The sequence below is a fragment of the Bacillus cereus group sp. BfR-BA-01524 genome (assembly GCF_022662595.1).
Taxonomy (GTDB): Bacteria; Bacillota; Bacilli; order Bacillales; family Bacillaceae_G; genus Bacillus_A; species Bacillus_A thuringiensis_S.
The window spans coordinates 49564-73392 of the sequence record NZ_JAKUDW010000017.1 but is presented as its reverse complement, the minus strand read 5'-3'; the positions used below and the strand labels follow the sequence as shown (position 1 = coordinate 73392).

Genomic DNA, 23829 nt, shown 5'->3' with positions numbered 1-23829 from the left:
AATTTAGCTGTTTTTTCTTTTTCCTATTAATTTTGTTACAGAGAGCATTGTAATTGGTAAAGAATGATTCTTCCTAAATGCTAAATATTTACCGCTCCATGCTGGTTTATATTTTTCTTTAAAATGTCGTAATCCGCTGAAACTATACGTATAACGAACGTTATTAAAGATTGCAGCAGCCACTCGTTCAGACCAGAAAGACTGTGTAGATAAACCAACATTTGAAAGTGGTGCCATACCAATATTAAAGGAGTGGTATTCATTTTCTTTTGCCCATTGGAATAAGTGGATGAAAATTGCGTCCATAATGCCGCTAGGCGCATCGGGATAATATCGCATTAAATCGACAGATAATGATCCGTTTTGATATACGGGCATGAATGTTGTGAATGCAATAATTTTTCCATCTGCATCAGATAATGTTGCGATAGGAGCGCGACTAATATATTCACGATCGAAGTATCCGAGTGAAAAACCTTTCTCTTTTTTTCCACCAAGCCATGCATCTGAAACTTTTCTTAATTCTTCATATAATTCGTCTGAGAAAGGTGGCTCGTGAATAGAGAATGTATAGCCTTCTCTTTCAAAACGGTTGAAAGTAGCTCGCATGCCAGCACGTTTCTTTCCTGTTATTGTAAATGTATTTAAATCAACAACAGCTTCTTCACCGAGCTTAAAGAAGTTATAACCAAAATCGTGATATAAACTCATCCATTTGCTTTCAATTTGGTAGAATACACAAATGTATCCAAATCGATCAGCCTCAGCTAAAAACTCTTGCAATACAGTACGATAGGAGGAAGGGTCCCCAATTGGATCACCTAGTACAATAAGTCGTTTTCCAGTTATTGAGAAGAGAATGAGAGCTTTTCCATCGCTACTGAAAAAGAACTGTTTATCTCCTAAAAAACCTAAATGACTAAGTACATTTCCGCCATGTTCATCTAAGAAGTTTTGTAATCTTTTATCATTAGCTGGTTGCCCGGGAAATTCATTTCGATAACGATTTGCAATGAGTGAACCAATTAGTAAAAAAGTAGGAACAAAAAAGGCAGCTGCTAATGCACTTCGTTTCACTTGTGTAATATTACGAACGACAAAATCAGGTTTGAATGCTTCTTTTGCACCTGCAAATAAAATACCTAAGTTTTTATATAAATATAACGTTACAAGTAGGAATATAAAAACTTTTACGATATCGGAAAGTGAGACTTCCATTTTCTCACGTACAAACCTTTTACGAAGCATATACAATACAGCGAGTACGATTAATAAAATAAACGTTTCTTCAACATCAATTCCTTTTAGTGTATTAAAAATAGCAGCTCCAATTAAAGAAACAATCGTCATATAATAAGAACGTTTTGTTCCGTAATATATTCCCCGTGAAAGAATGAGGAGGAGAATACCGAATGTTAGCGATAAGCTAAAAGAAAATTGAATAAGGTGTTTTGGAGCTAGAATATGTAAGGCGTGTGCCCGATTTATACTTGTCGGTAGAATGGTTGATAAAATAACCATTAAGCCAGCAAATACCGTTAAAGCAGCAGATGCCCAAGAACCTAACTTTCCTAGAAAGTCACGCTGCAAAGTCCATATAACACCAGTTGTCTCTAGTGCAGGCGCAATAAAAGGTTTATCTTCAAACTTTTTAATGGCTACTCCTGTCATTTCAAAAGCTGCAAAAATGAGACCAAGGCAGAATGGTAAGATGTAATAGACGAGACGATATAATAACATAGCAGGGAGTAAAACACCTGTATCGATGCCGTATTGCCCAAGCCCAGTTAAGAAGACAAGATCAAATGATCCAAGGCCACCAGGAACAAGACTAACGACACCAGCTAAAGCAGCAATGACATATACGCCTAAAAACTTTTGGAATTCGATTTCAATTCCAAATAATAGTAATATGACGTACATAACAATACCAGCAGATACCCATTCGACTAATGAAACTAATGAGTATAAAACAGTTGGATTTTTCTCCTCTTCTTCTTGTCCCTCTGTTTGCGTCGCTTTTCTATTTTTTAATTTAGAAAATCCAATATATATAGGGACGAAAAGAGCGAAGAAGATAAGAACAGGCCATAGCCATGGTTTTTCATGTAAAATAAATCTCGTGTCTAATATTCCGATAAGACCAAGAAATGAAAGAATGGCTAATCCATTAATAAAGGCAGTTGTCATCCAAGCGATACTTTTAATAAGTTTTCCATTTTCTTTTATGTATGGACGATAAAGCATTGTGCGTACGCCGGCTCCAACGAGACCGCCAAACCCGATAAATCCATTTAAAGTATTAGCAATCCACGAGATACGGAAAATCTTTTGGACAGGGATATCAGCTTTTAAGTAACGAAGCATAACATAGTCATAAAAGAACATTGTTGATACAGCAAATGCACCAAGTGTAATTGCTAAAAAGACTCCTCCAGTTGGAATGTTTTTGATTGTATCAATCGCTTCTAAAAAAGAAATGCCCGCTAATTCTTTTTTTGCTTGAAAGAATACAATTGTTAATACAACAAATGGGAAGATAATTTTCCCGATTTGTAAGAAACGTTTCCATGAAAACGACATAAATACAACTCTCCTTGTGTAAGAAAACTGAGACAATAATATTATTATGACAAACTTCAAGAAAAATAAAAAGGTAAATTCCTGTATAGGGGAGCTATTTTTTATATAGGTATATTTAAAAGAATATTTTGTTTATCAGAAAATTAAGTTAGAATAAGATGAAAGAAGGAGGAGGGGGAGTATATGATTATAAAAGGTTATGTAGGATATGAGTTAGAAAAAGCGAAACCTAATACATCAGAAGACTTTTTTAACAGATCTGAAGTGACATATATATTAAATGATAAAGAGAAAACTTTTTCGGTTTTATACGTTCGATATTTTGAAGAAGTTTTACAAGAAATTACTCCTTTTGAAGGAAATCCAGTGTATAAAGTAGAAGAACAAAACATATATTTGCGCGATATTGTAGCGATATGTTGTTTAGTGAAAGATAGGGAGCTTCGTGCGCAAAAACGTTTGTATTTAAATAATATGGAAGAATTTCAACAATATTTTGATGAGGGAACGGTGTCGAAAGTACAAGAAATATTGGCTGAATTACATAAAAATAAAAGAGTAGAAATAGCGTGAAATGGCAAAGGAGAGAGAAAAAATGTCTAATTTGATGGTTGAAAATCAAACAGAACAAGTTTCTATATTTTTAGAAGATGCTATTTATTTGATAACCAATTATGTAAATTATCATACGTTGCCTTCTTTATTAGAGGAGACACCGGCAGGGAATGAGCAATATTATAAAGGGTTATTAGCATCAATGAGACGACTTCTCGTTTTTTGTGAAGAAGGACATGATGCATGTTTTGTTTTGTTGAATAGTCAGCCATTTCGAAAAACAGCAGCTGAAAAAATTTTATATAAAATTTACCATCAAGTAATTGCAGAGTTTTTTTCACCGAAGAGTGATTATTGGTATGAAAATAGTCGGTCTGCATATACAGGAAAAAATTCTATCGTTTTTCAACAAACACCACCTGCATCTTTGGGGCAAGTGATGAAGAGTTTAGAAGGTAAATTTCAATTGATGCGTGAAGAACTAGAATATTATGAGACGGATTATCAGACAAAGATGTTACACAAATATTGATTGAGAAAAAGAAGCTAAGGTGACTTAGCTTCTTTTCCTTTTGTACAGTTATATAAGGGATTTTCGTTGAATATAGTTAAGTGGATAGCATTAGGGAGGTGCAACATGAATCAGCAAGGTGTATTTACAGATTACTTTCATGAAGTAGAAAATTGGTGTGAAAGTGTTCTTCATGTATTAGATAGCCGCGCAATGGAAGTGTATGATGTCCATATGCTTGCTTATAAAATTCAGACGTTATTAGAGCGTATGAAAGAGCATGAGTATGAAACAGATGCAGAGTTTATGTATGAAATAAGCGATGATGTAGAACATATTCAGCATCACTTGCAGGAAGTATTTATGCAAGAAGAAGAGGAGTATGAATTATATGAAAGAGGGGATAGTGAACGAGCTGTTCCAATTGGAGGACATACACTCCCACCATTACCTTATCCGTATAATGCGTTAGAACCGTATATTTCTAAAGAAATTATGATGTTACACCATGATAAACATCATCGTAGTTACGTGGAAGGGTTAAATAAAGCAGAGAAGATGATGGAAGAAGCGAGAAAAACAAATCAATTTGATTTAATTAAGCATTGGGAAAGGGAAGCGGCTTTTCATGGATCAGGTCATTACTTACACACAATATTTTGGAATAACATGAAAAAAGATGGTGGTGGAAGTCCAAGAGGTGCTTTTTCACAACAAATCGAACAAGATTTTGGGAGCTTTTTACGTTTCCAAAAACATTTTACAGAAGCGGCCTCTAAAGTAGAAGGTTCAGGCTGGGCAATTCTCGTTTGGGTGCCCCGGTCTGGAAGGTTAGAAATTTTGCAAAGTACACTTCATCAATTATTTACACAATGGGATACGATACCACTTCTTGTACTAGATGTCTGGGAACATGCGTATTATTTACAATACCAAAATCGAAAAGATGAATATATTAAAAACTGGTGGAATGTTGTAAACTGGCCTGATGTAGAAAAAAGGTTTGAAACTGCGAAACAAATTGAATGGACACCATATTAGACGCAAATTCCCTGCGTCTTTTTTAATGGAAGCAGAAGGAAGATTTCGTTCATATTTTAAAAGGCCAAGCATACACTTGTACAAAAAGTGCCAAAAGGACGTGGGGGAAATATGAGACGAATTTGTGTAATCATTACGCTTCTTATTATGTACGCAAGCGTTATGCCGATTCCTACATATGCAAAGATGAACAGCAATGTCAGTGCTCGAAATGCTGTATTAATGGAGCAACAGTCTGGTCGTGTATTATACGGAAAAGCAGAACATGAGCCGCAAAAAATTGCTAGTATAACAAAAATCATGACCGCCTTGTTAGCTGCTGAATCAGGGAAGATGAAAGAAATGGTATCAGTTAGTAATGAAGCGGTGAGAGTGGAAGGATCGGCAATCTATTTAAAGCCTGGACAAAAAGTGAAGTTAGAAGATTTAGTATACGGACTTATGCTTAGATCTGGTAATGACGCAGCGCAAGTAATTGCTGAAAGTGTGGGTGGGAGTATAGATGGATTCGTATATTTAATGAATGAGAAGGCAAAAGAAATTGGAATGAAAGATACTCACTTCTCAAACCCTCATGGTTTAGATGGAGATGGATCACATTATTCGTCGGCTTACGATATGGCATTATTAACAAAATATGCAATGGGGAACGAGAACTTTAAGAAAATCTTTGGAACAAAAACGTATAAATCAGATTCTTGGGATTACCCGTGGAAAAATAAACATAAGCTGGTGACATCTTATTATGAATTTGCAACAGGAGGAAAAACAGGCTTTACGAAGAAAGCAGGAAGAACGCTTGTTACAACGGCATCAAAAGATGGACTAGATTTAATTGTCGTAACTTTGAGTGCTTCTAGTGACTGGGATGATCATATGAATTTGTTTGATAAAGGTTTTGAACGTTTCAAACAAACGAAAGTTTTAGGACAAGGAGCAATTGCTGAAATAAATGAAAAGAAGTATGCCAACCATGTTTATACGAAAAATGGTTTTTCAGTACCGTTAACTGAAGAGGAAAGAAAGAACGTGGTATTAAAAGTTGAACTTGATAAAAGTGCAAATCTTAAGGACGGAGTAAAGGTTGGAAAGACAGATGTTTATGTTGGTAATGAGAAAGTTGGAGAACGGAATTTATTTTATAGTAAACGGAAGTTAGTAGCTACAACGGGACTTTACTGGAATAATGTGAAAGAGATTTTTTCTTACATGATAGGTGTTGGGAACGATGGTTAATCTCGTATGGGTAGCGATGGCTGTTATTGGGATTGTATACGCCATGATAAACGGAACGATGGAAGAAGTGAATAAAGCTGTATTTGACGGGGCAAAAGATGCAGTAACGATTTGTATAGGACTTATTAGTGTTTTAGTATTTTGGCTTGGTTTAATGAAAATTGCAGAGGAAGCGGGACTGTTAAAAAAGTTAGTTACACTTTTTATGCCGATAGTAAAGAGGTTGTTTCCAGAAATACCGAAGGATCATCCGTCCATGGGATTTATTTTATCCAATATGATGGCAAACTTTTTTGGTCTAGGTAATGCAGCAACTCCTCTTGGTATTAAAGCGATGGAACAACTAAAAGAGTTAAATGGAGGAAAGGATTCGGCGAGCCGTTCTATGGTGACGTTTCTAGCATTAAATACATCGGCTATTACATTAATTCCTACGACAGTCATTTCAATTCGAATGACGTATGAATCAGCGAATCCTACTGAAATTGTTGGGGTAACTTTTATTGCACAAGTACTTTCTATGATTGGAGCAATTTGGATTGACCGCTATTTTTACCGAAGAAGGAGTAGAAAGGGGCGGAAAAAATGAGTATTGTAAATACAATTTCCTTATGGGTAATCCCTTGTGTAATTGGTTTTATCCTTTTATATGGGACGATAAAGAAAGTGCCGACGTATGAATCGTTCGTTGAGGGAGGAAAAGAAGGGATTCAAATTGCAATTTCCATTTTACCGTTTATGGTTGGAATGCTTGTGTCTATTTCTATATTCCGATCGTCAGGTGCGCTAGATGCAATGATATCAGTAATGAAGCCAATGTTAGATTTAATTCATGTTCCAGCAGAAATCGTTCCATTAGCACTAATACGCCCTATTTCTGGCTCTGCTGGTCTAAGTATTACGACTGATTTAATTGCCACATATGGGCCAGATTCATTCATTGGGAGATTAGCTTCTACGATGCAAGGGAGTACAGATACGACTTTTTATATTTTAACAGTATACTTTGGAGCTGTTGGTATTAGAAAAATGGGAGATGCATTAAAAGTAGGTCTTTTTGCAGATTTAATCGGAATTATTTGCTCGATTGTCTTTGTTTCTCTATTGTTTCAGTAAAGCTATTCATTTTTTATGCTATTTCGCGTATAATACGTATACGACCACTATTAAGGTGTAGCTTAATAGTGGTTTTTTTATGCAGTATTTTTGACAAAATGATGAACTTTTATTGTGAGAAATATGAAAAATATGGACAATAATAAAGGATAAAAACATGATTTGACCTTTATATGTTTATTATCATCGCTATGTTGTTTAAGTGAGATGGAGCGAATAACCGTAAAGCGTATGCGGTTGCCAAGTCTTTCTAATGTAAGGTAAGATAAATTCGAGGTGAAAAAAAGAAATGGAACGATTACAAAAAGTGATTGCGCAAGCAGGTATTGCATCGAGAAGAAAGGCTGAGGAATTAATTCAGCAAGGAAAAGTAAAAGTTAACGGAAAAATAGTGAAAGAGTTAGGAACAAAAGTAACTCCTCAAGATAAAGTAGAAGTAAATAACATCCCTCTTGAAAAAGAAGAACCTGTTTATTTTTTACTATATAAACCAACTGGTGTAATTTCAAGTGTATCAGATGATAAAGGTAGAAATGTTGTAACAGACTTTTTCCCTGAAATTACACAACGTTTATTCCCAATCGGACGTCTAGATTATGATACGTCAGGAGTATTATTAATGACAAACGACGGGGACTTCGCAAATATATTAATGCATCCTAAATATAAAGTTGAAAAAACGTATGTTGCAAAAATAAAAGGTCCACTAACAGGTGAGAAAATTCGTATGTTAGAACGCGGTGTTGCACTAGAAGATGGTAAAACAGCACCAGCACATGTGAAAATCATTTCTTGGGACAAGCGTAAAGAGATGGCTATTGTACAATTAACAATTCATGAAGGACGTAATCGTCAAGTGCGTCGTATGTTTGAAGCGTTAGACTGTAAAGTAGTGAAATTAAAACGTGAACGTTATGCTTTCTTAGAAGTAGGAAGCCTGCGACCTGGTGATGCGAGAGAATTGACACCACATGAGGTGAAACAATTACGCGCGCTTGCTTCTACAAAGCCAAGATAAGCTATAGAGTTAAAAATTCACCAGTGGAGTGCTCTGCTGGTGATTTATTCAATACAACATTTACAGAAGATAATACATAACATTTACCGAGGAGAGGAGAGGTAATATGAAGAAAAATCGCTTATTATTTCGCGTTATTATTCTACTCATTTTATGTGGTGCTGTAGGATTTACCCTTTATCAAGGATTCTTTGCTAATAAAGAGAAAATGCAAATCGGAAAAGAAGCACCTAACTTTGTTGTGACGGATTTAGAAGGGAAGAAAATTGAACTAAAAGATTTAAAGGGGAAAGGTGTATTTTTAAACTTTTGGGGCACGTGGTGTAAACCTTGTGAAAAAGAAATGCCTTATATGAATGAGTTATATCCAAAGTATAAAGAAAAAGGCGTTGAAATCATAGCGTTAGATGCAGATGAAACGGATATTGCGGTAAAGAACTTTGTGAACCAATATGATTTGAAATTCCCAGTTGCAATTGATAAAGGACAAAAGATTATAGGAACATATGGAGTAGGTCCATTACCGACAAGCTTTTTGATTGATAAAGATGGAAAAGTAATGGAGCAAATTATAGGTGAACAAACGAAAGAACAGTTAGAAGGGTATTTAAAGAAAATTACTCCGTAATAAAGAAAGCCTTTACATAAGAGGTGCGTGTCTATAGTGCCTCTGGTTTAAAAATTCTGAGTATTGCGGTAACTCGAGGTTAGAATATACAATAGTACATATAGATACAGGGGCGGTGAGAGTGTTGAAAGAAATTAAGTGTGAATGTGGACATGTTAATCCGATAGGAACCGTTTTTTGTGAAGCTTGCGGGAAACCATTTGAAAGCAATGAAAATGCAAAACTATTGGATATGCGCTATGAGGGGAGTGCACGGAGATCTCTCACGCAAACAAAAACGATAGTCGATAAAATTTGGAGCTTTTTCTCTTCTGTAAAAGTGGGTGTATGGCTAATCGTTATAACTTTAGCTGCATCAGCGATAGGAACTATTTTTCCGCAAGAAATGTACATAACTCCAGGGATTGCACCAGCTGAATATTATAAACAAGAATACGGATTTTTAGGACAATTATACTATCAATTAGGATTTAATAATTTATACGGTTCATGGTGGTATATGATTTTGATTGCTTCTATCGGTATTTCACTTGTGATATGTAGTTTAGACCGCGTTATTCCGCTTTATAAAGCTTTGAAAAAGCAAGGCGTAAAAAGACATCCTAGCTTTTTAAAGAGACAGAGAATATATGGGACTGGTACACCGCAAGATGGTGACCTGGAAACAGTGCAAAAGAATTTAAAGAAAAGAAACTATAATGTGAAAGTGGAAGACGGAAACGTTTTAGCAGAAAAGGGACGCTTCTCGCGTTGGGGTCCATATGTAAATCATATCGGTCTTATTATCTTTTTATTCGGTGCGATGCTTCGTTTTTTACCGAGTATGTACGTAGACGAAGCACTTTGGTTACGTGATGGTGAAACGAAAGAAATACCAGGGACGGATGGACAATACTACTTAAAAAACGAGAAATTTATAAAAGAAGTTTATGATAAAAGTAAGGACAAGGAAGTTTTTGAGGAAGCGATTGATCGTGTAGGCGATAAAATGATTGCGAAAAACTTCCAAACGAATGCTGTATTATATAAAGCTGTGGGTGAAAATATAGCAGGGCAAAAACCAAAGTTGGAAAAAGTAAAAGAAGCGGAAATTCGAGTGAATGAACCACTGAAATTTGATCAATTTGCAGTGTATCAAGTGGATTATAAAGAAAGTGAATTTAAAAGTATGTCCTTCAACTTGCAAAATAAAGAAAATAATCAAAAATGGGGACCGATTAAAGTAGATTTAACGAATCCTAAGGAAAAATATGATTTAGGAAATGGTTATTCTCTAGAACTATTAAGCTATTTTCCTGATTTTTATTTTGATGAGAATGGAAAACCAAATACAAAAACGAAATTACCGAACAATCCTGCATTTGTATTTAAAATGTTTACACCTGAAACACCGGATGGTGAAGTGAGTTTTGTTGGTATTCAGCAAAATATAGAACCTGATGGAAACAACAAATACAAAATGTCGTTTGCAGGTGTTGAAATGCAAAATGCAACAGCACTTACTGTAAGAAAAGATTTAACGCTTTGGATTCTCGGTATTGGAGGATTTATATTTATGGTTGGTGTCATTCAAGGTATGTATTGGAATCATCGCCGTATTTGGATACAACGGGTTAATGATGAATGGTGGATTGCAGGGCATACGAATAAAAATTGGTTCGGTTTAAAGAAAGATATTGAAAGAGTAATAGAAGGTACAGCAATTCCACAGCCAAATGATAAAGTAATTGATAAAAAAATTAGTTAAGGTGGGGAAACGATATGGTGCAAATAAGTAGTAACTTTCTCTTTACCGCATTTATTTTATATTTAATTGCGACTCTATTTTTTGGGGGAGCCATTAAAGAAAAGGGTCATAAATGGGCAAATATAGGAATAACAATTACAATTTTAGGGTTTATAGCACAAACAGTATATTTTGTTACAAGGTGGATTGCATCAGGGCATGCGCCAGTTAGTAACTTTTTTGAATTCGGTACATTTTTCGGCATGATGCTTGTAGGAGCATTTATTGTAATGTATTTTATGTACCGCGTAAGTATAATCGGACTATTTGCATTACCAGTTGCGCTTTTATTAATTGCCTATGCAAGTATGTTTCCGAGGGAAATATCTCCGCTTATTCCATCATTAAAAAGTAATTGGTTACATATTCACGTGACGACTGCAGCAGCAGGACAAGCAATTTTAGCGATTAGTTTTATTACGGGCGTTATGTATTTATTGAAAAATGTAGATCAATCAACGAGAAGTAAACGGACATTTTGGCTAGAGATGGTAGTATTTACACTTGTTTGTACAGTTGGATTTATTGGAGTAACAACGGTATTTTCTAGTATGAAATATGAAGCGAAGTTTCAATGGATTGATAAAAATGAACAACAACTGGAAATGAAGTATAATCTTCCGGCTTTAGTTGGACCGCATGAAGGGAAGTTACTGACAGAAAATAAATTAGAACCGGCAGTTGAAGTTCCAGCGATTGTAAATGCGAAAAAATTAAATACTGTTATTTGGTCAGTGTTAGTTGGAACATTACTTTATATTGTATTAAGACTTGTTTTACGGAAGCGAGTATCGGCGGCACTTCAGCCGTTAGTAAAGAATACGAATAGTGATTTACTAGATGAAATCGGATATCGATCTATTGCAATTGGATTCCCGGTTTTCACATTAGGAGCGTTAATTTTTGCAATGATTTGGGCTCAAATAGCGTGGACGCGTTTTTGGGGCTGGGATCCGAAAGAGGTTTGGGCACTTATAACGTGGCTCTTTTATGCTGCAGTACTACATTTACGATTATCTAAAGGGTGGCATGGAGAGAAATCAGCTTGGCTTGCAGTAATTGGTTTTGCAATTATTATGTTTAATTTTATTGTAGTAAACTTAATTATTGCCGGTTTACATTCATATGCATAGAGAAATAAAATAGGAGAGTGCATGTCACTTTCCTATTTTATTTTTGTCAACTTTTCTTCTTTTTTGAGAAAAACATGACAAAGTAGCGGTTGATTTTGTAAAATGATGTCGAGGACATTATATACTGTTCAAAAAAAATACATAGTTTTGGAAAAAAATTGAACAAAATTTATTATTCTTGTGAAGCATAATATGGGAAGTGAAACATTTAGAAGATTGCTTAAATAAACGAGAATAGCGCAACATAATAGTAAAGAAGGGTAGGTGTGAACCGCTGAGGTGAGAGTACGCAGCGGGTAGAGATGGAAAATGAATCAAGAATTTTAATTGTAGATGATGAGGATCGTATTCGTCGTTTATTGAAAATGTACTTAGAAAGAGAACAATACACAATTGAAGAAGCAGATAATGGTGATACAGCTTTAGAAATGGCGTTGCAAAATGATTACGATTTAATCTTATTAGATCTTATGATGCCTGGTAAAGATGGCATTGAAGTATGTAGAGGGGTTCGTGAGAAGAAAGCGACACCAATTATTATGCTGACAGCAAAAGGTGAAGAAGTAAATAGAGTACAAGGATTTGAAGTTGGAACAGATGATTATATTGTAAAGCCATTTAGTCCACGTGAGGTCGTGCTACGTGTGAAAGCGGTATTACGTCGTGCTGTACCAACAACATTTTTTACACAAGATACAACAACAAAAGATGTTACTGTATTCCCGCACTTAACAATTGATAATGATGCACACCGTGTTACTGCAGATGGTAATGAAGTAAACTTAACGCCGAAAGAATATGAGTTACTATTATTTTTAGCGAAAGCTCCTGATAAAGTATTCGATCGTGAGCAACTGTTAAAAGAAGTATGGCAATATGAATTCTTCGGAGATTTACGTACAGTTGATACACATGTAAAGCGTTTACGTGAGAAGTTAAGCAAAAAATCACCAGATGCAGCGAAAATGATTGTTACTGTTTGGGGTGTAGGTTACAAATTCGAGGTTGTGAACGACTGATGCTTTGGAGAAGTGTAGTAGGGAAGTTATGGATGACCATATTACTTCTCGTTTCGTTTGTTCTTGGATTTGTTGCGATTTTACTTTCACAGTTTTTTAGAACGTATTATGTTGATATGAGTGAAGCTAGGCTTCAAAAAGTCGCAACAAGTGTTTCGGAGTTAATTGAAGAAGGTGCCGATGTAAAAACGATTGAGAATATCGCGTACAAATTCTCTGATCCACTTTCAAGGATTATTATTGTAGAAGATGGTAAGGAAATCTCTTCTTCACCGAAACAAGAAGGGTTAGTCACCCTTACAATGGATGATTTAAAAGAAGATAAAGAATTAGCTGCTGTTTTTACGGACAAAAAAGAAATTAAAAATAACGTTAGAAAAGCGTCTAATAGTAGGAAGAATAAAAACACCGAAAATGATATTATGATCGTAGGAAAACCAGTGCAATCAAAAAATCAAAGTGCAGTGTTCGTATATGAATCTTTACAAGTACCGATACAAGGTATGGAAAGAACGACTGATTTTATTTTCTTATCGGCTGGAATTGCGATTATATTAACAACTTTCTTTGCGTTCTTCTTATCTACTCGGATTACAGCACCGCTTCGTAAAATGCGTGAGGTTGCTTTTGAAGTGTCACGTGGTAAGTTTGATGCAAAGGCTCCTATGGTATCTCAGGATGAGATTGGTGAGCTTGCAACGGCCTTAAATCAAATGGGAAAACAGTTGAAGTTCAATATGAACGCCTTGCAACAAGAAAAAGAGCAGTTAGCAAGTATTTTGAGTAGTATGGCAGATGGGGTTATTACGTTAAATCAAGAAGGTGAAGTTGTAGTAATCAATCCGCCGGCCGAACATTTCTTACAAGTTTGGCAAGAAGAAAAAGAGATAGAGCTAAGTAAAAAACTACCTTCTGAACTTGTGGAACTATTCCATCTCGTTGTAGAAAGCGAACAACAACAAGTTGTTGAAATTAATTTACAAAAAGGGAACTATGTAGTTCTTATGACGCCGCTTTACAATCAAACGAAAATTCGTGGAGCTGTAGCAGTACTGCGAGATATGACGGAAGAACGTCGTCTTGAAAAGATGCGTCAAGACTTTATTGCGAATGTATCGCATGAACTTCGTACGCCAATGGTAATGCTACAAGGGTATAGTGAAGCGATTTTAGATGATATTGTGCAAACGAAAGAGGAAATTGATGAGTTTGTTCAAATTATTTATGATGAATCTGTTCGTTTAGGTAAACTTGTAAATGAATTGTTAGATTTAGCTCGTATGGAAAGCGGTCATGTAGAGTTACATATTGGTGAAGTGGATATACATCCGTTTGTCGAAAAAATTGGTCGTAAATTCCAAGGGATTGCAAAGGATAAAGAAGTTGAACTAACAGTTGATTTCCGAAATCCGATCGAAGAATATGCGTTTGATGCAGATCGGATGGAACAAGTGTTGACGAACTTGATTGATAACGCAATTCGTCATACGAATGCGGGTGGACATGTAACGCTTGTAATTGATACGAAAAATAATGACCTCATTTTTGAAGTGCAAGATTCGGGTGCAGGCATTCCAGAAGAGGATATTCCATTTTTATTTGATCGTTTCTATAAAGCTGATAAAGCAAGAACACGTGGGAAAAAGGGTGGAACAGGACTCGGGCTTGCGATTGCGAAAAACATTGTTCAAGGTCATGATGGTAAAATTTCTGTTTCAAGTATTGTTGGAGAAGGAACTACATTCTCTGTATATTTACCGAATCGTATAATTTAGATATACGTTTTTAAAGTTGATAATGAATAAAGTTCTGCTGTTTTTTATTTTTTTGTAAACTCAATTAAATAAAGAATGGTAGAACTTTTTTCTATCTTGGTCGAATTAAGAATAACAAGAGAGGTGCTGTGAAGAAATGAAATTATATACAAAAACAGGAGATAAAGGAACGACAAGTGTAATAGGTGGCAGGGTGGATAAAGATGATATCCGTGTGGAAGCTTATGGAACAATAGACGAGGCAAATTCTCATATTGGATATGCAATGACTAAGCTTCAAGGCGGGGCTTTTAGAGATATTTACAATGAGCTCGAAAATATTCAACATGAGCTATTTGATTGCGGAGGAGACTTGGCAATAGTGGAACAAAAAATTCCTTATAAAGTGACAATTGAGATGGTTGGTAGCTTAGAAAGAAAGATTGATTTGTATATAGAAGAAGCCCCGGCATTAGAGCGCTTTATTTTGCCAGGTGGTAGCGAGGCGGCGGCTGCTATTCATATTGCACGTACCATTGTAAGAAGAGCAGAACGCTCTATAGTATCATTGCAAAAAGAAGTGAATATAAATGAAGTTGTCTTAAAGTATGTAAATAGATTATCTGATTATTTGTTTGCGATAGCTAGAGTAATAAATGCCCGATTACAAGTGAAAGATGTGGAATATAACCGTAGTGCATTAGTTTTTCGTGACAAGAAAGAGAAGGAAGTGAAGTAATTCACTTTCTTTTTTTTGTATACTTTTTTCTGTAATATACCAAAATAGAGAAGGTATGGTGTTAACTAGAAAACGGAGGATGTATATGAAAGTTTTAAAATGCGGCGTCATGTTATTGAGTATACTGTTTGTATCTCAATTACATGTTTACGCAGAAGAAAATCGATGGGCATGGCCTGTTGAAGGTCAGATAAGTGATTATTTTGGGACAAGGCATGGAAAACACTATGGTATTGATGTGGCTGCGCCGATTGGAACGCCTGTGGCAGCTATCCAAGATGGTAAGGTAACGAAGTCTTATTATTCAAGTAGTTATGGAAATGTTGTATTTATTAAACACGGAGAATATGAGGCTGTATATGCACATTTAAATAAGAGATATGTGGATCAAGGAGATTATATTTCAAAAGGAGAAAAAATTGGAGAAGTAGGGAACACGGGAGAGTCGCGAGGTGCACACTTACATCTAGAACTTCATCAAGGAAGATGGACGATGGCGAAAAAGAATGCGATGAACCCATTGCTTGTTTTAAGTGAACAAAGAAATGAAGTTGTTTCTTCATCATTATATGTCGTACAAAAAGGGGATACTTTAGTTAGTATTGCACGGAAATTTAGTATGACACTTAAGGAAATTAAAGAAAAAAATGGATTGCAGCAAGAGCTAATTTATCCTAATCAACGATTATATGTTAAGTGAAGGAAACGTCTCAAAAATTAAACTTTGAATATTCTTAAATAAGGTTCAATGTAAATGAAATTATATGGGCACTTCTGCTAGAAGTATTGAGTGAATTAGAGTATCTATATCTAAAAGAAAACCGTCCCAAAATTTATTTTGGGACGGTTTCTTTTACCAAAAAATAAAGACACATATAAATCCAGAAATAGCTAAATAGCTATATAAGTAAAAAACTTTTGTTCTTGTTTTCTCTTTTGTTCGAAACAGTACGATAGTCGGTTCAATTAAACCGATTGTCAAACAAAGTAGGCCAAGAAGCATACAACCAATTGAAATAGAATACAGGGCGATTTGTGGTGCTTGAAATGGAATCATCCATTTTAATAAAAATGCAATAAGTGCAGTGTAACAAATGCTACCGATGTATTTATTCAGTGGTGTATTAGAACGAAAACCGGGAAGTTTTTTTAAGAAAGAGCGGGAAACAACTTCTGTTTGTAAAGATGTATGCTCTTCAATAATTTTTTGAGCTTCTTTTCCTTTTTGAAAAAGAGATAAGATCCAATTTCGCTCACCCTGAAAAATAAATTGAGAAGTTGTCAAATAGTGATCAATCTTCACTTTATTCCAACTCTTCCACGGATGACGCTCACACAATTTTAATTTACTTTCTGTTTTTTTATCATACTGATAAATACTGATGCCATCTTCATCGAAAGTAGCATAGTATGTCTCGTTTGAGAATGTACCTAAATCAATTGGGCAGTAGAAAAGTAATTCTTTTTTTAAATAAAAGTATTCTTTTCTTAAATTTTTTTTCATCGCTTCTCGAATAGAATGTCTCTTTTCTTTTTTCATGACATTTCCTCCATAACTCAGAAAATGTTCTTATCTTAACAATTCAATATCTTATCACTTTTAATTATATATGACTAGGGAATTCAAAAGAGAAATGCCGAATAATAAAAAATATGGATTGTATTGTAAAATATCTCGCAATTTATTTGTTGTTACGAAAAATAAACAACTAATTATAAATAAGTTACAATTTTTTAGTTCACAATGTTATGAGGTTGTTGTATAATGAAGGGGAAAATAGAATATCGGTCTATCTTCGGGGCAGGGTGAAAATCCCGACCGGCGGTGATGAACTATTTATGATTTTGTTCTAAGCCCGCGAGCCGTTAAGGCAGGATTTGGTGCGATTCCAAAGCCGACAGTATAGTCTGGATGGGAGAAGATGGAGGTTCAAGCGTTCAAAAAAGATATGGATTTGAACGTCTGTTTGATGTGCCTTAAATTCTCCCTTTGTGTAAAACACAAAGGGTTTTTTCGTTCTATGAAAAAATAGGCATAGCAGAACCTTTCCACTTTCCATGAGATGATCGATGGAAAAGGAGAGAGAAAGATGAAACAAAAAAACAGTGTAGTGCAGATGGTGAGTGTAGCGATGCTAAGTAGTATTGCATATTTACTAATGATGTTGGATTTCCCGTTCCCAGGGCTTCCGCCATTTTTGAAAATTGATTTTAGTGATGTACCAGCTCTAATTGCAGCAATTATCTTTGGACCAGTAGCAGGAGTGATTGTAGAGGCGATAAAGAACATTTTACATTACGGGATTCAAGGAAGTTTAACGGGAGTACCAGTTGGAGAAATTGCAAACTTTATTGCAGGATGTTTATTTATTGGACCAGCAGCTTTCTTATTTAGAAAGTATCGTACTGTAAAGAGTTTAACGACAGGATTAATGCTAGGGACAATTACAATGGCACTTATTATGAGTGTATTAAACTACATCATCATATTCCCGGCTTACACTTGGTTTTTAAATTCACCGGCTATGTCTAGCGAAGCTATAAGAACAACGGTTGTAACGGCAATCTTACCATTTAATTTAATTAAAGGAATTGTTGTAACAATTGTATTTGTAGCATTATTTTCACGCCTGAAAGTATGGGTGTTTGCAAAAATGAAAAATGCATAATAAATATTAAAACCATTAGTAGTGTGGAACTACTAATGGTTTTTTATTAAGGAAAATAAAATTCAGATACAAAAAATGCCCCTCATCAATATGAGGGGCATTTTTTGAAGTTAATAAAAGACTATTCGAATTTTAAAGCGTCTCCGTCGAATGATTCGTCAGCAACTTTAATTGAGTCAGTTGGACAGCCTTCGAATGCATCCATCATATCTTCAATTAATACATCTGGAATTTCAACGATACCTTGGTTATCGTCTAATGTTACAAATGCAATACCTTCATCATCATAGTCATAAATGTCTGGTGCAGCAGCGCCACAAGCACCACATGCAATACAAGTATCTTTATCAACAATTGTATATTTTGCCATCTTTTTTCCCTCCTGATAATATGTATGTGAAAAGCTCGCCATAAAAATTATAACCTTATTGTAAAACGGTTTGTGAAACTTTTCAACATAAAATTATAATGATAATGCTTATCAATTAGAGTGTCAACTTATTTTTGAATTATGTCATAAGATTTTCAAAATACGTAAATGTGATTTCGTTTGATACAATAGAATATATACAAGTATATAGTTCTTATATGATAAGTTTAATGAGCGACAGTAGATAGTGTAATTGTACTGAAAAGAATGAAGTTAAGATTGGAAGGTGGAAGCGGTCATGCAAATACAATATACTTTGTTGCATTGTTTAAAACAATTGAATGGTGAAAGAACCGTTTCTTCTATTTATTATTTACTAAAGGGCAAACGTTCTTCGCAAACTTTACAAGATGGAAATATGTTCCGGATTTCTTTTTTATTCGGAATATATAAATCATTAAATAGAAATGACTATGATGGTGAAGTTGTAAAGTTGTTGCAAGCGGATTTTATTCAAGAAATACATGAAAATACATATGTGTTAACACCTACGGGTAAAATGCAGTTACATAAATGGGAGGAAGTTTATGCTTTTCCAGCGCATTTGCATGGTTTACATTATGGTGAATTAGGTGAAACATTTTGGAAAAGATTATCATTGATTATTCAAACCATATCAAATTTACAACAGAATAATACGAAGTTTATTCCAATTCAACAAGATACAGAAATAATGATGTGGGTAAAACGTTTTCTAACAGGAAGGCCATATAAGAGAAGTGAGTTGGCGAGGAAACTATGGACGGAAGTACATAATCTTTTGGAAAAGAGTAATGCGATAGAAGCGACGATTGTAACATATCGACTAACGGGCTATGAACGTATTGGTTGTACATTGCAACAATTAGCAGAAATTACGAAACAAGATATATTTAAGGTATATTTTTTATTTTGGGGTACAATGCATTTCTTTATACAAGAAGTACGTGATAAAGAAAATGAATTTCCACTATTAGCTGAAATTATATCTTATCCAAATGAGAGAGCTGAATTATTTAGTTTATCCACGAAAAAAACATATAATTTTTGGAGACAAGGGCGTTCTTTAGAAGAAATAGCAACGATTCGGAATTTAAAGGTTGCAACGATAGAAGATCATTTTGTTGAAATTGCTTTGCGAGAAAAAGATTTTTCTATTGAAATGTTTATGGAAAAAGAAAAGATAGACAAAGTAATAAAAGTAATTGAAGCATTACAAACGCGGAAGTTACGTGTTTTGAAACAAGAGGTTGGAGAAGATATCTCTTATTTTGAAGTTCGTCTTGTATTAGCGCGGATGGAGGGTGTAAATGAAACTTGAAGAATATTTATATAAGTGGTTTGGATATTCTGAATTTCGTCCAGGGCAAAAAGGAGTTATTACAGATTTATTAGAAGGAAAAGATGTGATAGCAATGCTTCCGACTGGAAGAGGGAAATCTATGTGCTATCAGTTTCCGGGGCTTATGCGAGAAGGAACAGTGCTTGTTGTATCACCGTTATTATCTTTAATGGAAGATCAAGTGACACAATTAAAGTGTGTTGTGAAAAACCGAGTGATAGCATTTAATAGTTTTCGGACATTAAATGAAAAAAGAGAAGCGATGAAAAAATTATCTTCATATAAATTTATTTTTGTTTCACCAGAGATGTTACAGTCGGAGTTATTAATTAGGGAATTGAAGAAAATTCATATTTCATTATTTGTTGTTGATGAGGCTCATTGTATTTCTCAATGGGGTTATGATTTTAGACCGGACTATAAGAAACTAAATGTAGTTATTGAAAATATTGGTTCTCCTACAGTATTAGCATTGACAGCCACAGCGACAAAAGGGGTACTGCAAGATATCGCAGACAGTTTAAATTTAAAGGGTGCCGCGGAACATGTATACTCTATTGATCGTCCTAATATTGCAATGGAGGTGCAATTTTTAGAGACGATAGAAGAAAAGAAAGAGGCGCTTTTGGAGCAGGTGATGTATTTACAAGGGCCGGGGATTGTATATTGTTCAAGTAGAGCGTGGACAGAAAGGTTAACGGAATACTTGAAAGGAAAAGGTGTTACTGGTGTAGCTTTTTATCATGGTGGTATGGAACATGAAGAGCGTATGTTAATTCAACAACAGTTTATGAATGATCAATTGCAGCTTGTAATATGTACAAGTGCATTTGGTATGGGGGTAAATAAGGCGAATACGCAATATATTATTCATTTTCATTATCCAACTAATATAGCTTCTTACTTACAAGAAATCGGAAGAGCTGGAAGAGATGGCGAACCGAGTATAGCTATTTTATTGTGTAGTCCGTTGGATCATGATTTACCAATTTCAATCATTGAGGATGAATTGCCAAGTAAGTCGCAAATACAATTTTTATTTTCTTTACTACAAGAAAGAATGTTTCAAACGAAAGAATTACTAATAGAAGATGTAGAAGAAATTTGTTATAATGCAGCAAGATTTAATGAGCAATATTGGCGTTTCGTTCGTTATCATCTCGAACAGGTTGGAATTATACAACAACGAAGATTATTATTAGAGGGTTTGTCAGATGAAATTATGAACCGATTAATAGCTGAAGTAGAAATAAGGTTGCGTAATAAATATAGTGAGTTAGAAAATATGAAGTCATGGATACGAGTTAAAGGATGTAGACGTGAATATGTGCTGCAACAGTTCGGTTATAGGAAAGAAAAAGAGTTAAATAATTGCTGTGATTATTGTGGTATTACAAAAGAAGATTATAAAAAAAGACGAGCGCAACAATCGGATTTCGACTATAATTGGGAAACAGAGTTACAAAAGCTTTTCGGCCTAGAAAAGATGGGGGAATGATGAACATTCAAAGGCATAATGTTGAAGATATGAGTCCGCAGGAAATAAGGCTGAATCTATATATAACACAGTTAATTATTATCGGTATTGGCTGTTTACTAGCATATATATTATTTCAAGATGTAAAAGAAGTGTTTAATTTATGGAGATGGGAACCAGTATCTATACTTATTATAGGTGGTTTGTTAGCGATTGGTATTGTGTTATTAGATTATGTTGCAATGCGAGTGTTTCCAGAGTCTTGGTTTGATGATGGTGGTATTAACGATAAGATGTTTCGAGGAATGTCGGTTCTGCATTTACTCATTATTACGTTCGTAATCGGTTTTGCAGAAGAATTTTTATTTAGAGGTGTAGTGCAGACTCATTTTGGAATTGTAATTGCGAGTTTCGTATTTGCAGTGTTACATATTCGTTATATAACAAAGCCATTTTTGTTTTGTTTCGTCTGTTTCATTAGTTTTGTCTTTGGCTATGTATTTGAATGGACAGGGAATTTGTTTATAACAATCTTTGCACACTTTCTTGTTGATTTTATAATGGGACTCCAATTAAGAAAATAAATGGAAGGTGGTGGTGAACAACATGAGGAAACGAATTCCTGATTTTGAAGAGGAATTAGAAGTTGAGCGAGTAGAAGAAAAAGAAAGTTTACCGCCGCGTAGTGAAATTCATAGAAATAAAGAGAAAAAACAAAAGTTTAAAATAAATCATATTTTCGTCCGGGTTTTAACATTTCTATTCATTCTGCTGCCAATTAGTATTTTGTGGTATACGGATAAATATATTCAGGTGAAGGGCGATAGTAATAATGCCGGGAAAAGTGCGTTTGAAGTAATCTTCTTTGATTCAGCTAAATCTGAGTCGCAGAAACAGTCTGAAAAAGCGATAACGCATACTGTGAAAGAGGGAGAAACTTTAGAAAGTATAGCGAAGCAATATTTTTCAGATGAAAATGGGGTTGAAGTAATTAAAAAGTATAATAACTTGCAAGAAGATGAAGTGAGTGCAGGTCAAGAATTAAAAATTCCGATAAAAGATAAGTCCACAAAGCAAGAGAGCTAGCGAATTAGGCGATCACAGTTTGTTATAAAAGCCTAGGGTTATCTTTATGATGAGGGGAGTAAAAAATATGATATGGATTATATTATTCAGTACTCTCATAGGAATGGGGATTTTATTACTTCTTGTGATGTATAAAGAAGCGACGCGTAATACAGTGTTGGAACATACTTTAGTATTTAAAGAATTTCCGAAAAGTTTTCAAAAAGTAAATGTGTTTTTTATTTCTGATATTCATAGAAGAGTCATTTCAAATTTGTTAATTGAACAAGTAAAAGGAAAAGTAGATCTCGTAATTATCGGAGGAGATTTAGCAGAGAAAGGTGTCTCTTTATCAAAAATCTCTGCGAATATTCAAAAGTTAAGAGAGATAGCTCCTGTATATTTTGTGTGGGGAAACAATGATTATGAGATAGAATATCATGAATTAGATGCGTTATTATTAGAAAATAACGTAAAAGTTTTAGATAATACAAGAGTAGTATTTGAGTCTGAATTAGGCGAGAAGATTTGTTTGCTCGGTATAGATGATGTTGGATTGCACCGTGATCGTCTAGATTTGGCATTGGCGGATTGTAAAGAAGATGGTTTTCGTATATTAGTTAGTCACAACCCTGATATAATAAAAAAGATGTCTGGAAGTGAACAGATTTCACTTGTATTAAGTGGACATACGCATGGAGGACAAATCCGATTATTCCCATCTAAAAAATATTTAAAAGGTGGCGTATATAACCATTTGAATACGATTCTCTTTGTTAGTAATGGGTACGGAACAACATTGATACCACTTCGTTTCCGAGCACCTGCTCAAACACATATTATTACATTGTGCGGAGGGAAATGATGCCAACTCTTAGTGGGAAATATAATATAAAAGCTGTTTCAAATATAATTGGAGTTCAGCCGAGTACGCTTCGCGCATGGGAAAGACGATATCAAATTATTGCCCCAAAGCGGAATCAAGCTGGGCATCGTTTATATGCAGAAGAGCATATTCAAATTTTAAAATGGTTAATGGAAAAAGTTTCTTCCGGTATGATGATTGGACAAGCAGTTCAGTTATTAGAAGAGAATCGTTTGCAGAGTACAGTTCAAAAAGAGATACATTTCGATAAAGAAGTTGTTTTAGTGGACGATTTGCTACAAGCTTTGTTAAAATTTGATGAAATTACAATTGCTGCATTATTAAACGAAGCTTTTAGTATATATTCAACAGAAAAGGTTGTTGCCAATATCGTTCTTCGAGTGACAGACAAATTATTAACGTCAAAAAATAATAATGAGATTTCAATAGTGCAATTTCAATATGCACTATCATTTTTACAAACGCGTCTAGGGATGGTGTATCACAATGCTGCAATGTTTTCTTCTTTACACAAAGTTATTGTGTTAGAAAAGAATGCATTGAAAGGATTTATTTTTTCAACTTATTTACGCTTAAAAGGATATGAGGCGATATATATTAGGACAAGCTTAGCTGAAGATGGTATGTTGTTAGCGGTAGAGGAAATACAGCCGAAATATGTATTTGTATCTTTTGCTGATGAACAAGAAATGAAAAAGACGATGAACTTTATAAATTTATTACAAGAAAAAAGGGAATCTCTTTCTGTTGGATTTATCGGAAAGCTAGGCGTTCTAAACCAGTTGGACATTGAAACAATCTTAATTGGTGATACGAAAGAAGAATGGGATGAATGGTTAAAAATGTCGGAATAGTTGTTCGA

The 23829-nt window shown here is 34.7% G+C and carries 24 protein-coding genes and 1 riboswitch; of the genes, 21 read left to right on the top strand and 3 right to left on the bottom strand.

Going from position 1 to position 23829, the window contains the following annotated elements; all coding sequences use genetic code 11:
- Window positions 1-3 precede the first annotated feature (3 nt).
- Window positions 4-2583, bottom strand: a complete 2580-nt coding sequence (gene mprF, locus MR170_RS08520) for a bifunctional lysylphosphatidylglycerol flippase/synthetase MprF (protein ID WP_000010853.1) — start codon at window positions 2581-2583, stop codon at window positions 4-6.
- Between the two features lie 183 nt (window positions 2584-2766).
- On the opposite strand from mprF, the gene MR170_RS08515 reads away from it, so the two are divergent.
- From MR170_RS08515 to MR170_RS08450, 14 genes are all read left to right on the top strand, one after another.
- Complete coding sequence (locus MR170_RS08515) at window positions 2767-3156, top strand: hypothetical protein (protein ID WP_000584361.1); 390 nt, start codon at window positions 2767-2769, stop codon at window positions 3154-3156.
- Window positions 3157-3178: 22 nt separating this feature from the next.
- Window positions 3179-3670, top strand: a complete 492-nt coding sequence (locus MR170_RS08510; RefSeq protein WP_029441840.1) for a YpuI family protein — start codon at window positions 3179-3181, stop codon at window positions 3668-3670.
- Between the two features lie 105 nt (window positions 3671-3775).
- The gene (locus tag MR170_RS08505) at window positions 3776-4690 is read left to right on the top strand and encodes a superoxide dismutase (RefSeq protein WP_001075742.1); all 915 of its coding nucleotides are present in this window, start codon (window positions 3776-3778) and stop codon (window positions 4688-4690) included.
- Window positions 4691-4801: 111 nt separating this feature from the next.
- The gene (dacB, locus tag MR170_RS08500) at window positions 4802-5926 is read left to right on the top strand and encodes a D-alanyl-D-alanine carboxypeptidase DacB (protein WP_029441841.1); all 1125 of its coding nucleotides are present in this window, start codon (window positions 4802-4804) and stop codon (window positions 5924-5926) included.
- On the top strand, window positions 5919-6515 hold the full coding sequence (gene spmA / locus MR170_RS08495) for a spore maturation protein SpmA (RefSeq protein WP_000247811.1): 597 nt from the start codon (window positions 5919-5921) through the stop codon (window positions 6513-6515). Before dacB ends, spmA begins: the two co-directional genes overlap by 8 nt.
- The gene (gene spmB, locus MR170_RS08490; RefSeq protein WP_000029514.1) at window positions 6512-7042 is read left to right on the top strand and encodes a spore maturation protein SpmB; all 531 of its coding nucleotides are present in this window, start codon (window positions 6512-6514) and stop codon (window positions 7040-7042) included. Before spmA ends, spmB begins: the two co-directional genes overlap by 4 nt.
- Before the next feature lie 289 nt (window positions 7043-7331).
- Window positions 7332-8060, top strand: coding sequence for a 23S rRNA pseudouridine(2605) synthase RluB (rluB, locus tag MR170_RS08485; RefSeq protein ID WP_029441842.1), 729 nt, complete (start codon window positions 7332-7334; stop codon window positions 8058-8060).
- 106 nt (window positions 8061-8166) lie between these two features.
- The gene (resA, locus tag MR170_RS08480; protein WP_016082287.1) at window positions 8167-8688 is read left to right on the top strand and encodes a thiol-disulfide oxidoreductase ResA; all 522 of its coding nucleotides are present in this window, start codon (window positions 8167-8169) and stop codon (window positions 8686-8688) included.
- 121 nt (window positions 8689-8809) lie between these two features.
- Window positions 8810-10435 (top strand): cytochrome c biogenesis protein ResB, encoded by a 1626-nt coding sequence (resB, locus tag MR170_RS08475; RefSeq protein WP_048565220.1) that lies wholly within the window; start codon window positions 8810-8812, stop codon window positions 10433-10435.
- A 14-nt stretch (window positions 10436-10449) separates the two neighbouring features.
- On the top strand, window positions 10450-11607 hold the full coding sequence (gene resC / locus MR170_RS08470) for a cytochrome c biogenesis protein ResC (protein WP_029441844.1): 1158 nt from the start codon (window positions 10450-10452) through the stop codon (window positions 11605-11607).
- A 302-nt stretch (window positions 11608-11909) separates the two neighbouring features.
- Window positions 11910-12626, top strand: a complete 717-nt coding sequence (gene resD, locus MR170_RS08465) for a DNA-binding response regulator ResD (protein ID WP_016082284.1) — start codon at window positions 11910-11912, stop codon at window positions 12624-12626.
- Entirely contained in the window at window positions 12626-14401 is a 1776-nt protein-coding gene (gene resE, locus MR170_RS08460) for a sensor histidine kinase ResE (RefSeq protein WP_080990754.1), read from the top strand. The genes resD and resE overlap by 1 nt, the downstream gene beginning before the upstream one ends.
- Window positions 14402-14537: 136 nt before the next feature.
- Window positions 14538-15119, top strand: coding sequence for a cob(I)yrinic acid a,c-diamide adenosyltransferase (locus MR170_RS08455; RefSeq protein WP_029441846.1), 582 nt, complete (start codon window positions 14538-14540; stop codon window positions 15117-15119).
- Between the two features lie 85 nt (window positions 15120-15204).
- Window positions 15205-15819: a peptidoglycan DD-metalloendopeptidase family protein gene (locus tag MR170_RS08450; protein WP_242307932.1), complete on the top strand. Its 615-nt coding sequence runs from the start codon at window positions 15205-15207 to the stop codon at window positions 15817-15819.
- A gap of 153 nt (window positions 15820-15972) precedes the next feature.
- On the opposite strand, the gene MR170_RS08445 is transcribed toward MR170_RS08450, so the two are convergent.
- Window positions 15973-16659, bottom strand: a complete 687-nt coding sequence (locus MR170_RS08445) for a hypothetical protein (protein ID WP_000711797.1) — start codon at window positions 16657-16659, stop codon at window positions 15973-15975.
- Window positions 16660-16907: 248 nt separating this feature from the next.
- Window positions 16908-17047: riboswitch (FMN riboswitch) on the top strand.
- A gap of 162 nt (window positions 17048-17209) precedes the next feature.
- On the opposite strand from MR170_RS08445, the gene MR170_RS08440 reads away from it, so the two are divergent.
- Window positions 17210-17788 (top strand): ECF transporter S component, encoded by a 579-nt coding sequence (locus tag MR170_RS08440; protein ID WP_000810856.1) that lies wholly within the window; start codon window positions 17210-17212, stop codon window positions 17786-17788.
- 121 nt (window positions 17789-17909) lie between these two features.
- Here the strand turns inward: MR170_RS08440 and MR170_RS08435 are convergent, their stop codons facing one another.
- On the bottom strand, window positions 17910-18158 hold the full coding sequence (locus MR170_RS08435) for a ferredoxin (RefSeq protein WP_001151993.1): 249 nt from the start codon (window positions 18156-18158) through the stop codon (window positions 17910-17912).
- 298 nt (window positions 18159-18456) lie between these two features.
- On the opposite strand from MR170_RS08435, the gene MR170_RS08430 reads away from it, so the two are divergent.
- From MR170_RS08430 to MR170_RS08405, 6 genes are all read left to right on the top strand, one after another.
- Complete coding sequence (locus MR170_RS08430) at window positions 18457-19518, top strand: YpbB family protein (RefSeq protein WP_029441847.1); 1062 nt, start codon at window positions 18457-18459, stop codon at window positions 19516-19518.
- Complete coding sequence (gene recQ / locus MR170_RS08425; RefSeq protein WP_242307931.1) at window positions 19508-21037, top strand: ATP-dependent DNA helicase RecQ; 1530 nt, start codon at window positions 19508-19510, stop codon at window positions 21035-21037. Before MR170_RS08430 ends, recQ begins: the two co-directional genes overlap by 11 nt.
- Window positions 21037-21600 (top strand): CPBP family intramembrane glutamic endopeptidase, encoded by a 564-nt coding sequence (locus MR170_RS08420; protein WP_001025783.1) that lies wholly within the window; start codon window positions 21037-21039, stop codon window positions 21598-21600. Before recQ ends, MR170_RS08420 begins: the two co-directional genes overlap by 1 nt.
- 22 nt (window positions 21601-21622) lie before the next feature.
- Entirely contained in the window at window positions 21623-22102 is a 480-nt protein-coding gene (locus tag MR170_RS08415) for a LysM peptidoglycan-binding domain-containing protein (protein WP_001231555.1), read from the top strand.
- A gap of 67 nt (window positions 22103-22169) precedes the next feature.
- Window positions 22170-22946, top strand: a complete 777-nt coding sequence (locus tag MR170_RS08410; protein ID WP_016082277.1) for a metallophosphoesterase — start codon at window positions 22170-22172, stop codon at window positions 22944-22946.
- A complete protein-coding gene (locus tag MR170_RS08405) occupies window positions 22946-23821 on the top strand; it encodes a MerR family transcriptional regulator (RefSeq protein ID WP_242307930.1) in 876 nt (291 codons plus the stop codon). Before MR170_RS08410 ends, MR170_RS08405 begins: the two co-directional genes overlap by 1 nt.
- Window positions 23822-23829 lie beyond the last annotated feature (8 nt).